Genomic DNA, 15627 nt, shown 5'->3' with positions numbered 1-15627 from the left:
GAACATATCTTACACGTTAAGTGTTCTCTTTACTATATTACCCGTTTCCATATCCATGATCACAGGCAGATATGAGCACAGTACCCCTGACCCACAATTGATCATGAAAAAGAAAAAAACGCCAACGTCCTGACTCCTTCCAAGTCAAGAACGATGGCGTTACTTCTCGTATTTACATTGTTACATCCACATAGGATAGGATAGGTTACGCGCCAAACTGCGCATAGTGAAGGCGGCTGTACACCCCACCTGCTGCGAGTAATTCTTCATGACGTCCCTGCTCCGTAATGCCTTGTTCAGCAACGACAATAATGCGGTCTGCATTTTTGATCGTAGCCAATCGGTGAGCAATAACCAGTGTGGTCCGGCCCTCGGACAGTTCAGCAAGGGATTGCTGAATCGCCGCTTCCGTTTCTGTATCCAGCGCGGATGTGGCTTCGTCCAGGATCAGAATTGGTGGGTTTTTCAGGAACATACGGGCAATAGACAAACGCTGTTTCTGTCCACCGGACAGCTTCACACCGCGTTCACCAATTAACGTATCCAATCCTTCCGGCATGGATTGAATCAAAGGTTCCATCTGGGCACGTCTAGCGGCCATCCAGATTTCTTCTTCGGATGCATCCAGCTTACCGTAGGCAATGTTCTCCCGAATGCTTCCATCGAAGAGGAACACGTCCTGTTGTACAATCCCGATATGACTACGCAACGAGTCTAGTGTCATATCCTGTATCTCCTGCCCATCGATTGTGATGCGACCTTCCAGCACATCATAGAACCGCGGCAGCAGACTGCATAGCGTTGTTTTACCTGCCCCCGATGGACCGACAAGCGCTACAGTTTCACCTGCACGTACGTTTAGATCAATACCTTTGAGAACAGGTTCCTGATCGGAATAACCAAAGGTCACTTGCTCATAACGGATATCTCCACGCAAATGGGATACCGTAACGGCTCCTGGACGATCTTCCACATCCGGTTCCATATCGAGTAGCTCCGTATAACGTTTGAAGCCTGCAATCCCTTTTGGATACGTCTCAATAACCGAGTTGATCTTCTGGATCGGTGTCAGGAACACATTGGACAGCATAATAAATGCAATGAACTGACCATAGGTCATACTGCCTTGAATGACAAACCACGTTCCGCATACCAGGACAAAGAGGGATACCAACTTCATCAGCATATAACTGACAGAGGAGTTCCAGGCCATGATTTTGTATGCGATTAGTTTGGTCTGACGGAAACGACCGTTGTTCACAGCGAATTGTGCTTTTTCATGCTCTTCATTAGCAAAAGCCTGAACAACACGGATACCTGTAATATTGTTCTCTACGCGAGCGTTGAAGTCCGCAATATCACCAAACATTCGGCTGAATGCCTTGGACATTTTGCTACCAAAGTAGAGCGACAGATAAATAATCAGCGGTACGATGATAAAGGTTAACACCGCCAGATTCCCGTTAATACTCATCATGATGCTGAATGCACCAATTAGCGTCATGACCGCGATAAATACATCCTCTGGACCATGATGGGCAATCTCACCGATATCCATCAAGTCGTTAGTCATGCGGGACACGAGGTGTCCTGTTTTTGTATTATCGAAGAAACGGAACGATAACTTCTGCACATGATTGAACAGACTTTTACGCATATCCGTCTCAATGTTAATACCGAGCTTGTGTCCCCAATAAGTAACCACGAAGTTGAGAAATGAATTCAATAAGTAGATGCCGAGCAATGCCAGACACGCCCATAGAATCCAGTCCCAGCGGCCGCCTGGCAGCAGATCATCAACTACCCGGTTGACCGCCAGTGGAAATGCCAGCTCCAGCAGGGCGACTAAAATCGCACAACTGAAGTCAAGAATAAAGAGCTTTTTGTAAGGCCTATAATAGGCAAAGAAACGGCGAAGCATGGACTGAAGTCCTCCTTATGCAATCACACAATGATGATTACGTTCTATTTCGTCTTGCTTAAGAGGTACAGGAAGTATGGCGCACCAATAATGGCAACCAGGATCCCCGCAGGAATCTCCGAAGGCTGCAGGATGACACGACCCAGCGTATCTGCAACCAGCACAAGCAATGAACCAATCAGCGCAGATGCGGGTAACAGGAATTGATGTTTTGGACCCACCAGACGACGTGCCAAATGCGGTCCGATCAGACCTACAAAACCGATCCCCCCACTCACAGATACACATGAGCCGGCAAGTCCTACAGCAGCCGCAAGCAAAATCAGTCGCTCACGCTCAACCGGAGTCCCGAGTCCGCTTGCAGTCTGGTCCCCCAGATTCAGTACGTTCAATACACGTGCCTTATACAGAACAAGCGGGACAAGAATAATAAGAAACGGTAGCAATGCCGTTACAAATTTCCAGTTCGAACCCCAGATGCTGCCTGCCATCCAGGTAGCTACAAATTGATACTTTTCCGGACTAAGCCGTAACGTAAGTACGATCATGGCAGAACTGATTCCCGCCGCTACCCCGATCCCCGTAAGTAACATACGAGTAGGCATAATGCCCTCTCCTTTTTTGTAAGAGAGAACATAGATCAGAAATGCAGCAAAACCGGAACCGATCAGGGCCAGAATTGGCAAAAGAAATACCGGCGCTGCTGTCGTTGTCGGGAAAAAGGAAACAAATAACATGACGACCAGACCAGCACCTGCATTAATCCCCAGGATCCCCGGATCTGCCAATGCATTCCGAGATACTCCCTGCAAAATACAACCAGATAACGCAAGTCCGGCCCCGACCAGCACCGAAATCACAATACGTGGCAGACGGAATTCAAACAGGATCAATTCCTGTTTCGCCGTGCCTCCACCAAACAGGGTTCGCAACACCTCAAGCGGCGAAAGCTTGGTAAAACCTGTGTTCATGCTCACCACAAAAGCCGTAATAATTAATAGGGCAAGCACAATGAGGACAATCGTACTCTTGGTTCTCTTCTTGCGCTCTGCTCCAACAATTGTTGAGGATTCCATCGTTACAGAGTCCTCCTTTCTTTACGCGCCAGATACAGGAAGAATGGTACCCCGATGAGGGCAACCAAAGCGCCAATTGGCGTCTCGTACGGCGGGTTAATCATACGTGCAGCCAGATCCGCAAATACAAGCAACAGACTGCCCATCACAGCGGAACATGGAATAATCCAGCGATAATCTACCCCAACCAGCTTCCGCGTGAGATGGGGAATAATGAGTCCAACAAAACCGACCGCACCCACCACGGACACAGCTGTACCCGCGAGAATCAGTACAACAATCAGGCCTATGAGCTTGATCAGCCCAGTACGTTGCCCCAAGCCCACCGCAATATCTTCTCCGAGACTAAGCAGAGTAATGGAACGGGAGATGAGAAGACCTGCGATCAGTGCCGCGAGTACCCAGGGGAACATGACCTCAAGTTGAGACCACTTCGTTCCGGCTACACCACCAGCTGTCCAGAAAGCCAAATCTTGTCCAATTCTGAAATATAATGCAATCCCTTCACTGAGTGCCGACAACATCGCAGATACAGCCGCACCTGCAAGCACAAGGCGTAGTGGTGTAAGGCCTGATTTAGAAGCTGCACCAAAACCATACACCAACAGGACACCAAGCCCCGCACCAAGGAAGGAATACATGATGATATACATAAATGGCAAGCCAGGGAAGAAGGCAAAACAAACTGCAAGCGCAAATCCAGCTCCTGCATTTAACCCAAGCAGACCTGAATCGGCCAGCGGGTTACGAGTCATGCCCTGCATGATCGCACCAGCTACAGCGAAACATGCACCTACCATTGCTCCTCCAAGGATACGTGGCAACCGAATCTCCCATATGATCTGATGTGGAGTCAGCTCAGGATTGAAGTCAAAGATGGCCTTCCAGACTACACTAAGCTTAATATCAGCAGCGCCAAAAGAAATGGACAACGCCATACCCAGAGCGAGTAGCAAAACTCCCCCTGTAAGAATAAGTGTGGCCGCCCACGGACGAGTGTGTATCTTCGCTGTGGGTGAATCCGGATTATGTTTTTCTGGTGAAGCTTGTGAACTCATACGCGCCCACCCTCGTTATGAGTGGAGCTGCTCAAACCTATGTACATAACAATCACCTCTCTATGAATACCGAACTTTAATGATATTGATTCTCATTCCCATAGACCATTGTAAGTGAATCCACCGGCTCTGGCAATGGACAAATAGGACATGTTTATTGCATATATGAATATTTGCACACAATTTCACACGCAAAAAGGCTGCGCAAGAGCCAAAAAGCTCGTACACAGCCTTATCATTGCATATGTAGAACATGTAAAATACAGACTCATTTAACGGGCATGTACCGTAAGTAAGGATGCCAGGACATCCGGAACATCGGTAATGATCCCTTGCACACCCATGTCAATCATGGCCTGCATCTCAGCAGGATCATTCACCGTAAATGGATAGGTAACAACGCCATGTGCAAGTGCAGCAGCAACATCTTCCTGTGTGACTGCCAGCTTGTAGGGATGAAGGCCGGTAGCTTCGAGTTTGGCGGCATAATCATAGGGTCGATATAACTTTTCCATATATAGAAGTGCTGTACGAATCTCCGGGGCAAGACGTTTACATCTCACAAGCGAAGCATGATTGAAGCTGGACAGCACGACCTGTTGCTCCAAATTCCAGTCCCGGATTGCCTGTATAACCTTCTCTTCCATCCCCTTATAACTCACAATACCATTTTTCAATTCCAGATTAAGCAGTGTTCCTTTCCCCTGTACCAGCTTGAATAACTCCTCCAGAGAAGGAATACGTTCCCCGGTAAAATCAGCATGGAACCAGGACCCCGCATCCCGTGTGCGCAATTGATCGTAAGTCGTATCCTTAACCCAGTCTTCTGCGCCGCCAGTTCGGTTTAACGTCTCATCATGAATCAGTACCAGTCTGCCATCACTCGTCATCTGCACGTCGGTTTCAATGCCTGTCGCTCCAAGCTCCAGACTCCGTTCAAAAGCGCTCATCGTATTCTCCGGGCATACGGCAGATGCACCGCGGTGGGCAATAATCTCCAAGTTCCTCATTCCAGCGCCTCCTGTGTTCAAGCTTCACTCTATGATCCTTACTATAAACACCGTTTGTTAGACCTGTATTAACAGAGCGTATAATGGGTTACCTGCTTCGCTGATACTAGCGAACGGGTTCAACATCTAACGGGCTGGGGATTCACTCATTTTTGCGAACTCAATCTGAAAATCGACATAACATAGTATGAACGATGGAAGCACTGAACTCCGTTATAAGGAGGTTGACTATTGAATCCCTCAAAGAAAAAATCGATACCTACGCGTCCTCACACATCCCAGTTACAGTCGGCTTCCAGGCTTTCCAGAACATCTGTCCATATCAAAAACAAATCCGGTAAGACGGCTAATCAGCGTTCTCTTAACTCCAGTTCACCCAACACACTGGATCAGCTGGCTATTGTTGCAGCAATACTCTCCTTAATTGCAGCCGCCATCGGGCTATATATCGCCTGGAAATCGTTAAGTAATCCGGATCAAACTGCTGTTGTGGTGTAAGCTGCTTGTTGTGCAGCTAATGGCTCAGGAGGCTCTCTCCTGCTTCTGACCTTATTCAGGGGCAGGTTTTTACTTTTTCAATTACTCAACGTATGCTGGAAACGTCAAAAAACCGTTCCCCTGAAACGCCGGCATATACCGGCGTCTCTTTGGAAAGGTCATTTTTTATTCGGGCGCTGCCTCTGCAGCTTAATCCCCGTCCCGGGATACTGACCGAATTACAGAATGAATGTGCGAGAGATAATAACCAACAGAATGAACAATACCAGAATTGCACCTGTTGATGTCCATGCTCCACCACCGAAGCCTCCGCAATATCCGTAACCTGTACCTTTGAGTTCGCTCATGAGTGACACTCCCCTCTTCATCGAAGTACACTATAGACTATGTCCGATAGCGCAACTTGCTTGGGCAGATCGAAAATTCTCCCGAGGAACGAGTAGGTTCAGGCCCGTCTTCTTATGCACTCATTTCCCGTTGAGTTGTGACCACTTCTGAGTCAGCTCTGCAGGAATATAGGATGACATTTGTTTGATCAGTTCAGCCGGATCAGCTTCCAGACTCCATAGACTGAGATGGGAGGTATTGGAAAATCCTTCCTGTACGCTGTGTTCTACCATCTTCATCAGCGGTCCATAATACCCGTTGACATTCAATAAACCGACAGGCTTACGATGAATACCGATCTGTGCCCAGCACAGCACCTCGAATAGTTCTTCAAATGTACCCATACCTCCGGGAAGTGCAATGAATCCATCGGATAATTCAGCCATCGTAGCCTTCCGTTCATGCATGGTTCCCACTTCAATCAGTTGTGTGAGCCCTCCATGAACAACCTCGCCCCGGAACAATCCAGTAGGCATAACCCCGATTACCTCTCCCCCTTGCTCAAGAGCAGCATCGGCTACTGCACCCATCAAGCCCATGCAAGAACCACCATAGACCAGTGCATAACCACTATCAGCAATCTGTTTGCCCAGTTGAACAGCCTTCTCTGTATAATCGGGGTGATTTCCCGGATTGGAGCCTGCAAAAACAGCTATACGTTTCATTGGGTTTCACTCCTTCTCATGATCTATTTAGATTGAACTAAAGAATATTTACACTTGCCACTTCGATGACAGAACAACCTTCCGATCGCTGTTATCCCCAGATTTTTTAATTCAATTTTACAAAGGTGAAAATCTGTTGATAAAGGCGAACGCTCCGCTTCTTCAGGTTATTTCTGCCCTCTACGTTCTCGTGTAAATGTTTAGTTCAATTTTCTATTTTAATAATATATAACATGAATGTTATGGGTATGTACAACGTACAACAGGTTAACAGAACCAATGGACAAAAAAAACCCGACCGTTTGCAGCCGGTCGGGCTCCCATTTCAATACACATCAATTTAGAAGGGGTTGTTATTACCTAATATACAGACCAAATATTAAATCCGTATGATCTTTGCATGAAATGAATATTAAATCTTCGTATATCTAACGTATGCCACGGCGTGAACGTACGACAAACATATGCTTGTCTTTACGAAGAACCCGACCATCTGCAAGTTCAACCTGATCCTCGTCATGACGCAGAATCGTCGTAGATAACGCTACTATTTTGGCACGGCGCCAGATCATCACCTGTGACTTGAAATAGATCGCATTTTCGAACTGAATCGCCTTTTTCATCACATATCCAACCTTGTGCACTTCAGAACGTGCTTTCTTTAAGGGAAGACTCTCTTCGGGAAGAGGTCTGATCATTGCGATATTGTCAAACGATACCTTAATCCGTTTCGGTCCGATTCGTACACATTCCGCTTCTTCATCCCACTCGACCAGCGTTCCCTTTAATGGCTCCCGTATGCCTGTTGCACGATATACCGCTACTTTTCGTCCTATCCAATGTCGCAATGTTCTCACCTCCATCTGTCTAGTTTTCAGGTATCTTCCAATCGATCGGTTTAATACCTTTGGAGGTCAAGAAATCATTGGCTTTGGAAAAGGGACGACTGCCGAGGAATCCACGATGCGCAGCCAGCGGACTGGGATGTGTAGACTCCAGTACCAGGTGCTTGTCCCTGTTAATAAATGCACCTTTCTTCTGGGCATGGCTCCCCCACAGCATATATACCATCGGCTCTGAACGTTCATTCAACGCACGAATGACAGCATCCGTAAACGTCTGCCAGCCCAATGCCTGATGGGAGTTCGGCTGACCTTCACGAACCGTCAGAACAGCATTTAATAGCAGGACTCCCTGCTGTGCCCAATGAACGAGAGATCCATGATTCGGAATTGGTAGGTCCAGATCGGCATGAAGTTCCTTATATATATTTTTCAGAGAAGGCGGTACACGTACCCCCGGTCTAACCGAAAAACTTAATCCATGAGCTTGTCCCGCTCCGTGATAAGGGTCCTGACCAATAATAACGGCCTTAACCTGATGATATGGCGTCAGCTTCAGTGCAGAGAACAGGTCTTCTTTGGGCGGAAAGACCGTCTGCGTTTTGTACTCGGCGGCGAGAGTGTAACGAATCTTGTTAAAATATTCGGCTTCCGTCTCTTCCTGAAGCACCTTGTCCCAATCGTTTCCAAACATATGTATAGGCTCCTTTCCCCTGATGAATGCAGTTTCGTTCAGCCCAACTACTGGGCTCTTCCTTCTGAGAGCCGCATGTCATGCAACTCATAGACTATCCACCATTTTAACATAACCGGGGACAGCAGACCAGAATTGCACATCAGGGTATACGTTCACCTCAAAATAAATCGTATTCTCGCTACATTCCGTATACTCATCCAAAAAAGTCACCTCGCTATTGCGTGGTGACTTGATGACTTTATACTTGAACGGGCACCTCTTCGACTTCTTTCACAAGCACACTGCTGATTCTTCGTAACCCTTCCTGAAGGACAGAAAGGGGACAAGCCAGATTCAACCGAATACAACCCTCACCATTGGCTACAAACATATGACCATCTTCGAGCAATACACCCGCTTGCTCAGCGAAGAATAAAGGTAAACTTACATTTTGGGGAGCATATGCCGAAATATCAATCCAGGCCAGATATGTTGCTTCCGGAATGTGAAAAACAGCTAGTGGTAGATGCTGCTTCACATACTGTTCTACGCAGGCAAAATTGGCGTCGAGATAACCTTTTAATTGTTTCAGCCATTCATCACCCGTTTCGTAAGCCGCTCGAGTGGCAGCGATGCTCAGTGGGTTTTTGAAACCATAATGGCGTGCCTGCCAGATGTCTCGAAGTGCCTTATTCGGAATGATGACATTAGAGAACATCAGACCAGCCATGTTAAATGTTTTGCTCGGGGACATGCATGTAATGATTCGATCCGTATCCGGGAACAGCTTTGCAAGTGGCGTATGTCTTTTGCCAGTCCGCAGCAGATCACAGTGAATTTCATCCGAAATAATCCATACATTGTTCCGCAGGCAGATCTCACCCACACGTTGTAACTCTTCGGTTGTCCAGACACGTCCAGATGGATTATGCGGGTTACAGAAAATACATACCCTTACCTTCTCATCCTTGGCCTTGGCTTCAAAATCCTCAAAATCAATCGAGTAACGCCCCTGATCGTTGATCATATCCGAACACACCAGTTCAAGATTGTTATGCTCCGCAGCTGACTTGAAGAAACCATAAGACGGGGTTACGATCAGTACTTTCTCATCCGATTGACAGATATATTCCACCAGTTCATATAAAGCGGGGATGATCCCGTTTGAGGTCTCCAAATGCTCCTTTGGGAAGGACCAGTCATAGTATCTTTTCATCCAGTTCGAGACAGCTTCATAGTATGCCGGATCAAATACCTGAGAGTAACCCATGATTCTACGGTCCAGACGTTCCTTAACTGCATCCAGAATCTCGGGAGGTGTGGCAAATTCCATATCTGCAATCCACATGCGAATGAATTCTTCATCTTTGAATGGAAAAGTCATGTCCTCTGTGGCGTTAAAAATATATTGACGGAAACCATCCGTATTCATCGCATTTGTTCCTGTGCGGTCGATAATCTCATCAAAGTTATATTTCATAGCTTCTGCTCCTCTATCTGCTTTACTTTTTCATTGTCGTTTCATGTCGTATTACACCTATTATTTCATGACGCAGGAATTGCATCAAATGTAATACAATCTATCCTGACGAAACAAATGAAGTTAATTGTTTCTCCAAAATAGGTATTTCAATGAAAAAGTGATATATTTCTCATATAACATCATTTTTATGAATGACTTTCATCATTTTCACGTACTCTCAAGAAACATTGCATAAGGAGAACCGTTTATGAACAATATCAATCAGGAAGTTGGCAAGAAAATACGAAACTTTCGGAAGTGGCGGGGACTGACCATTCAACAGCTTGCAGATCAGATCTTCAAGAGCAAGGGTACGCTGTCCAAATATGAGAGCGGAGATATTACACTTGATCTGGTCACGTTACATCATATTGCTAACGCGCTCAACATTCAGGTGGAGCAACTCTTGTACCAAGAACCAAGGCATGCATCTCCCCTGATGAATGCGGTCCCGTCCAGCTTTTTCAAGAACTCCACACGTTTCTATTCTTACTTCTATGACGGGCGTAACAACAGTCTCATTCGTTGTGTCATTGACATGATGGCTCAATCGGATGCCAACCGTTATCGCACCGTGATGTATATGAATGTGAAGGATTTTGAGAACTACCAGGAGTGCGAGAATATGTATTGGGGCCACACCGAGCATTATGATACACTCACCACGCTAATTTTGAAAAATCAGGCCACGCCGCTGGAGAATCTATACATTAATATTCTGGCGTCTTTTCAGGAATCGGAGAAAAAGTGGGGACTCATGGCTGGTGTCTCCTTCAGACCTTTCATGCCTATTGCGCTCAAAATGTTATTCTCCAGAACCCCGCTACCCGAGAATCAGGAGTTATATAATGAATTGAAAATCTCAAAGGAAGATCTGCGGACCCTGAAAATATACAATATGCTCGCCGTCACCTGAACAACGCAGAGCGTCACACATTCTCATATCATATGGGATGGAGACAGTCCCTCCCCACTAGAAAAGGCACTTCTATAAGCTGTTGAAACCAGCTCATAAAAGTGCCTTTCGCTTTGCTGCCTATTCGATCGGAGATAAGTGTGACTAGCGCTTAGTTTTTAATTAAATCCAGCGTTTCGTCAAACATTTGTTTCTGTTCCTCAATCTTGTTCTCATTACCGATCACGCAGCGCTGTTGCTGTTCAAGTATGGCCGATAAAAGCTCAGCAAAACCGATAATGTCGCTTTCCTTCGTGCTTAACACTTCGTCACGTTCCTGTTGCAGATCCGCTTCAGTCACATTCGACAGATAACACTCCAGCGAGAATGCTCCTTCGCCATAAGGCGTTCTCGGCGTATCGAGATCCTGAATCGCACCAATGATATAACGCGTCATCTCCCGCTCGTCTGCCCGGAAATCGGTCAAATATTGCGGTATCTCTTCGTATACTTTGTACGTTTTATCGAGGTTCGGATCACGATACGATGCAACATAGCTGTCTCCGTTCCGTCTGAAGCCTGACATACAGCCATAAGCTCCACCTTTGGCGCGGATATTGGTCCACAAGTAATCCAGAGACAGAATACCCTGTAAGACTCGTAGTGAACCCGTGTATTGATATCCTTTGTCGATATAATTACCCGTTTGCACCACATACTGCACCTCTGAAGGAGATCGGAATCCTTCCTTATGAGTAGCCGGTGTGAATGTAAATTCTTCCTTGGCAACTTCATGTGTGAACAGCTTCGCTTTCAGATCGGATACCTGTTGCTCCAGTCCTTCATATCCCTGCTCATCGGCAGTATAACTAACAAGCAAGTTCTCTGGTCTGAAAATATACCCCGTCAACTCTTGCAGGCTGGAAGATAACTCTTCTTTTCTCGCCTCAAAGTTCGCTTGAAGATCCTCAAGCCACTGGTAAAAGGCAATGCCACTCACAGCTTCTCTGAAATCGGCAACTGCTGAATGTTTGGACGAAGACCGGCCAATTCCCGCAGAATGTCCGCTATTGATCAGATTACGTTGCAGATTACCTTTCATCTGGGAGATGATCTCATATAACCGCTTCGAATTATCGAATTGGGACGTGAACACAATTTCTTTGATCATATCAAAAGCAAATCCAAGCTTGTCATATAACACTTTTGCGTTGAACTCATAGGTCGCCTTGAATTCATTGTGCTTATGCGCGTTAGCATAAGATCCTATCCCGCTATGAATACCACCCGAATGGATATGGATTTCATTGGACAGTTCATTGAACGAGTAGTTTTGAGTATCCACGTAACCCAGTACATTTTTCAGCAACCCTGCATACGGCAGGAGATGACGTGGCACTTCTTTGATATCAAACAACAGTCTCAGATAACCAATTCCATTGGTATAAAGGTTATGATGGAGAATGGTTGTGCCGTCGACCTGGTTCGCCGTTTGATGCAACGTAGAGGCCTTTGGTTCAATATCTTCAATCGATAACGTCGGAATGACCTGCTGCTGCTCTTTGGTTGAAGGTGTATTCTGATACTCGGCGAGCGCTTCTGTTTTCTGAATCAACGTCTGAACTTCTTCCTCACTAAGACCGGCCTGAATAGTTTTCAAACGTTCTTTCAACGCTTCCTCCTTGCGTGAGTTCAGCCCCTTATCCGGGGTAAGCGCCACAAAAGAAGTATGTGTGTTCTGCAAAATATATTTCTCAATCAGTTGCTCGAAGTAACCTTCGTTCATTTTTGTCCGCAGTTCAGCAAATACGTCATTGGCTTCTAAATGAGTGAAAGGTGCTTCTTCATCGTACAACCAGCTTTGCAGGGATGAGAATCCGTAGATCAGGCCTTTCGGCATTCTGCCATAGTCCGCTTCCCTGTGATTGAACTCATATGAGTTAATGCCAGCAAGCAGCGCTTTTGGATCAAAGCCTTCTTTTACCACACGCTCAAGCACTTCTTTGACCGTTCCCAAGAAATCCTCTTTGCTAGACAGATTGCTCTTCTTCAGTCCCACAGTGAATACAGGTTGATACAGACTGTCATCATAGGAACCGTAGACGTCCTTCGCAATGCCCTTATCCAGCAACGCCTGTTTCAATACCGCTCCCGGAGCGTTCAACAGTGCGTATAACAAAATTTGGAAGGAAATGTTCAGTTCCTTGTCCAGACTTGTGCCGATCACTGCATTGTAGGTCAAAAAGCTGTTATCCACTTCCGATTCCGTACTTCCAGCAGAGTAAGTCTTAACTGTGTCTACCCGTTCTGCAAAGGCAGGTTGAAGTTGAATGGCCGAATCAATCTCGATTCGATCATATGCACTCAGGTAGTTTTCATCCAGCCATTGCAGCTTCTCTTCCATATCCATATCCCCGTAGAGATAGATGTAACTGTTGGAAGGATGATAATATCTCGTGTGGAAATCCAGCAGCCCCTGATACGTTAGATCCAGAATAGCTTCCGGGAATCCGCCAGACTCGGAGGAGTATGTGGTATCCGGGAAAAGGGAGTTCAGCACTTCTCTGCGCACCATTCGTTCCGGTGAAGAAAAGGCACCCTTCATCTCGTTATATACAACTCCGTTGTAGGTTAACTCATCGTCAGCAGAGGTCAGGTTGTAGTTCCAGCCTTCTTGTAGAAATATCTTTTCATTCTCATAAATATTTGTATTCAATACTGCATCCAGGTAAATATCCATCAGATTATGGAAGTCATGATCATTACGACTCGCGATCGGGTAGATCGTCTTATCGGGATACGTCATGGCGTTAAGGAATGTATTTAATGAACCTTTCAGCAACTCAACAAAAGAATCCTTGGCCGGAAATTTCTTGGACCCACAGAGCACGGAGTGTTCTAGGATATGGGCTACCCCTGTATCATCTTCCGGAGGTGTACGGAAACCGATACTGAATACTTTGTTGTCGTCCTGATTGGACAAAAGTACAATTTTGGCTCCGGATTTCTGATGTTCCAACAGATACGCATCCGATTTCAGTTCTTCGATTCTGCGCTCCTGTAACACCTTGTATGGCTTAAGCTGTTTCAACATAAACTTGAGTCCTCCGTCCATAAGATTGTTTTATTGGTTTTGTGACTCTACATAAGTTCAAATATGTTTATTTACACGGGCACTCGGATGACAGAACAACAGGTGTCCTCTCCGTTATCGTGTAAATGTGTAGTTGAACCTATATCGTTCAGCACGGTAAAGGTAATATATGCCTATGGATAGTATACACCATTGTTCCGTCTCTTCATAAAAGCCAGTTAAAGAAATAGTACTTTGTATTGTTAAACCATTTCGGTTAAGAATATGCTAATAGATCTTTAGCATACACTCTCTCAACAGTTGCTGTGAAAAAGACGTATTTAGTTCAGTCTAATTTTAGACAAAAAAAAGACAACAGAACAATTTCTAATTCTGTTGTCTTTATCAAATTATTCCCCCAATATGTCTTACAGGAAACTGCGGAGAGGAATACTTGAAAACAAGAAAAATAAAATACAGCGTTCGTTATTGATGGAGGCAAAGTCATGACCTTTCGGAAAAAACACCCGCAGCAGATCATTGGCGTTCTCGTTCGATCCTTGTTGCCACGACCCCTGAAAGACCTCCTGTGGAAATTGGCCAGATTTCGGGTTTGAGCCAGTATTTGCATAGGTATGCGATAATTAAAATGCTGGGTCATAGTTCACTTCCAATTGATTTTATGACTGGGGCGACTTAAAATAGATACGCCTACCAACATAACAACGATATATACGAAAGATTAGAAACTATACGCATGACAAGCATTACTGATACTCTCTTTAATTTTATTACAGCCAATCATCAAATTCTCTATATTTATCGTCAAAGGAGGCATGATTTTAATCACTGTGTCATTACGACCAGCTCTTTCGAGAATAAGCCCATTTTTAAAGCAATTCGCTGTGATTTCCCGTGCCACTTCTTCGCCCAGACAAGAGACATCAATCCCCCAAATCATGCCAATGCCTCGAATATGTAGTCCAGGATATAGCGGTTCAATTTCATATTTTAAATATTGCTTAAGAAATTCTTCTTTTTTGCGTACCTGTTCCCCAAGCCTTTCCGCAGTCCTGAATTCAAGCGCGGCCTTAGCCGTGACAAAGGCTAATTGATTCCCCCTAAACGTTCCATTGTGCTCACCCGGACTCCATATATCCAGCTCCGGTTTCATCAGCAACAACGACATCGGCAATCCATACCCACTAATCGATTTGGATAAAATAACGATATCCGGCACGATTCCCGCCCGCTCGAATGAGAAGAACGCACCCGTTCTTCCGCATCCGACCTGAATATCATCGACAATCATCAAAATATCGTGATCATCACATAGCTGTCGCAGGCTTTGCAACCATTCATTTTCAGCAACGTTGATTCCGCCCTCCGCCTGAACGGTTTCCAGAATAACCGCTGCAGGCTTGCCAATACCGGAATGCGTATCTGACAGAATATGCTCCATGTAACGGATCGTATCCAACCCTTCAAAAGACTGTCCGTAAGGAATAAAAGTCACATTATTCAGCGGAATTCCCGCACTTTCCCGCATCGCATTGCTGCTCGTGACAGACAAACTTCCGAGGGACATCCCATGAAAGCCCCCCATGAAAGCAAATATACCATTTCTACCCTTGACCTTACGGGCCAACTTCAAAGCAGCCTCCACAGCATTCGTGCCTGTCGGGCCGCAAAATTGCAGCTTATAATCCAAAGATTGAGGTTGAAGGATATGCTCCGAAAATGAAAGAATAAAATCCTCTTTCGCTTTCGTATACATGTCGAGTCCGTGCATGATTCGGTCCTGAGCTACATACTCAATGATTCCGGCCTTCATATACTCATTATTATGCCCATAATTCAGCGCTCCGGCTCCTGCGAAAAAATCGATGTAGGCTTCTCCCGTAACCGAGTATAATTGCTCACCCTTAGCTCTATCGAAAATAACCGGAAAACTTCTGCAATAAGACCTCACGTTGGACTCCAACATTTCGAACGTATCCATTT

13 protein-coding genes are annotated in these 15627 nt (G+C 45.6%); 2 read left to right on the top strand and 11 right to left on the bottom strand.

Going from position 1 to position 15627, the window contains the following annotated elements; all coding sequences use genetic code 11:
* Window positions 1-205: 205 nt before the first annotated feature.
* The 4 genes from MHI01_RS28660 to MHI01_RS28645 all read right to left on the bottom strand — a co-directional run bounded on the left by MHI01_RS28660 (window position 206) and on the right by MHI01_RS28645 (window position 5065).
* A complete protein-coding gene (locus MHI01_RS28660) occupies window positions 206-1921 on the bottom strand; it encodes an ABC transporter ATP-binding protein (RefSeq protein ID WP_076250814.1) in 1716 nt (571 codons plus the stop codon).
* Window positions 1922-1965: 44 nt separating this feature from the next.
* The gene (locus MHI01_RS28655) at window positions 1966-2997 is read right to left on the bottom strand and encodes a FecCD family ABC transporter permease (protein ID WP_036674863.1); all 1032 of its coding nucleotides are present in this window, start codon (window positions 2995-2997) and stop codon (window positions 1966-1968) included.
* Window positions 2998-2999: 2 nt separating this feature from the next.
* Complete coding sequence (locus MHI01_RS28650) at window positions 3000-4055, bottom strand: FecCD family ABC transporter permease (RefSeq protein WP_036614761.1); 1056 nt, start codon at window positions 4053-4055, stop codon at window positions 3000-3002.
* A gap of 272 nt (window positions 4056-4327) precedes the next feature.
* The gene (locus tag MHI01_RS28645; protein WP_127550803.1) at window positions 4328-5065 is read right to left on the bottom strand and encodes a glycerophosphodiester phosphodiesterase; all 738 of its coding nucleotides are present in this window, start codon (window positions 5063-5065) and stop codon (window positions 4328-4330) included.
* A gap of 231 nt (window positions 5066-5296) precedes the next feature.
* Between MHI01_RS28645 and MHI01_RS28640 the strand changes: the two genes are divergently transcribed.
* Window positions 5297-5563: a hypothetical protein gene (locus tag MHI01_RS28640; RefSeq protein WP_036674861.1), complete on the top strand. Its 267-nt coding sequence runs from the start codon at window positions 5297-5299 to the stop codon at window positions 5561-5563.
* A 218-nt stretch (window positions 5564-5781) separates the two neighbouring features.
* Here MHI01_RS28640 and MHI01_RS28635 read toward each other — a convergent pair whose 3' ends face one another.
* The 5 genes from MHI01_RS28635 to MHI01_RS28615 form a co-directional block, all read right to left on the bottom strand.
* Window positions 5782-5910, bottom strand: coding sequence for a hypothetical protein (locus MHI01_RS28635; RefSeq protein WP_255319930.1), 129 nt, complete (start codon window positions 5908-5910; stop codon window positions 5782-5784).
* A 120-nt stretch (window positions 5911-6030) separates the two neighbouring features.
* Window positions 6031-6615, bottom strand: coding sequence for an LOG family protein (locus MHI01_RS28630; protein ID WP_017687370.1), 585 nt, complete (start codon window positions 6613-6615; stop codon window positions 6031-6033).
* Window positions 6616-7043: 428 nt separating this feature from the next.
* Window positions 7044-7463, bottom strand: a complete 420-nt coding sequence (locus MHI01_RS28625) for a hypothetical protein (RefSeq protein WP_017687369.1) — start codon at window positions 7461-7463, stop codon at window positions 7044-7046.
* Between the two features lie 19 nt (window positions 7464-7482).
* Entirely contained in the window at window positions 7483-8151 is a 669-nt protein-coding gene (gene ung / locus MHI01_RS28620; protein ID WP_249912172.1) for a uracil-DNA glycosylase, read from the bottom strand.
* A 241-nt stretch (window positions 8152-8392) separates the two neighbouring features.
* Window positions 8393-9613 carry a MalY/PatB family protein gene (locus MHI01_RS28615; RefSeq protein WP_340984660.1) on the bottom strand — a complete coding sequence of 407 codons (1221 nt, stop codon included), beginning with the start codon at window positions 9611-9613 and terminating at the stop codon, window positions 8393-8395.
* 250 nt (window positions 9614-9863) lie between these two features.
* On the opposite strand from MHI01_RS28615, the gene MHI01_RS28610 reads away from it, so the two are divergent.
* On the top strand, window positions 9864-10571 hold the full coding sequence (locus MHI01_RS28610) for a helix-turn-helix domain-containing protein (protein ID WP_017687366.1): 708 nt from the start codon (window positions 9864-9866) through the stop codon (window positions 10569-10571).
* Between the two features lie 151 nt (window positions 10572-10722).
* Here the strand turns inward: MHI01_RS28610 and MHI01_RS28605 are convergent, their stop codons facing one another.
* Together MHI01_RS28605 and ectB are read right to left on the bottom strand one after the other, a co-directional pair.
* Window positions 10723-13644 (bottom strand): insulinase family protein, encoded by a 2922-nt coding sequence (locus MHI01_RS28605; RefSeq protein WP_253501883.1) that lies wholly within the window; start codon window positions 13642-13644, stop codon window positions 10723-10725.
* Window positions 13645-14365: 721 nt separating this feature from the next.
* Window positions 14366-15625, bottom strand: coding sequence for a diaminobutyrate--2-oxoglutarate transaminase (ectB, locus tag MHI01_RS28600; protein ID WP_127550793.1), 1260 nt, complete (start codon window positions 15623-15625; stop codon window positions 14366-14368).
* Between the last annotated feature and the right edge of the window lie 2 nt (window positions 15626-15627).

Source organism: Paenibacillus sp. FSL M7-0656 (assembly GCF_038003225.1).
Taxonomy (GTDB): Bacteria; Bacillota; Bacilli; order Paenibacillales; family Paenibacillaceae; genus Paenibacillus; species Paenibacillus amylolyticus.
The sequence above is the reverse complement of the archived record's forward strand: the minus strand, read 5'-3'. Positions and strand labels throughout refer to the sequence as shown.

What these genes read in the sequence shown, in the direction of transcription:
- MHI01_RS28660 (WP_076250814.1), bottom strand. Translation starts at nt 1,921, where the DNA reads ATGCTTCGCCGTTTCTTTGCCTATTATAGGCCTTACAAAAAGCTCTTT.
- MHI01_RS28655 (WP_036674863.1), bottom strand. Translation starts at nt 2,997, where the DNA reads ATGGAATCCTCAACAATTGTTGGAGCAGAGCGCAAGAAGAGAACCAAG.
- MHI01_RS28650 (WP_036614761.1), bottom strand. Translation starts at nt 4,055, where the DNA reads ATGAGTTCACAAGCTTCACCAGAAAAACATAATCCGGATTCACCCACA.
- MHI01_RS28645 (WP_127550803.1), bottom strand. Translation starts at nt 5,065, where the DNA reads ATGAGGAACTTGGAGATTATTGCCCACCGCGGTGCATCTGCCGTATGC.
- MHI01_RS28635 (WP_255319930.1), bottom strand. Translation starts at nt 5,910, where the DNA reads ATGAGCGAACTCAAAGGTACAGGTTACGGATATTGCGGAGGCTTCGGT.
- MHI01_RS28630 (WP_017687370.1), bottom strand. Translation starts at nt 6,615, where the DNA reads ATGAAACGTATAGCTGTTTTTGCAGGCTCCAATCCGGGAAATCACCCC.
- ung (WP_249912172.1), bottom strand. Translation starts at nt 8,151, where the DNA reads ATGTTTGGAAACGATTGGGACAAGGTGCTTCAGGAAGAGACGGAAGCC.
- MHI01_RS28615 (WP_340984660.1), bottom strand. Translation starts at nt 9,613, where the DNA reads ATGAAATATAACTTTGATGAGATTATCGACCGCACAGGAACAAATGCG.
- MHI01_RS28610 (WP_017687366.1), top strand. Translation starts at nt 9,864, where the DNA reads ATGAACAATATCAATCAGGAAGTTGGCAAGAAAATACGAAACTTTCGG.
- MHI01_RS28605 (WP_253501883.1), bottom strand. Translation starts at nt 13,644, where the DNA reads ATGTTGAAACAGCTTAAGCCATACAAGGTGTTACAGGAGCGCAGAATC.
- ectB (WP_127550793.1), bottom strand. Translation starts at nt 15,625, where the DNA reads ATGGATACGTTCGAAATGTTGGAGTCCAACGTGAGGTCTTATTGCAGA.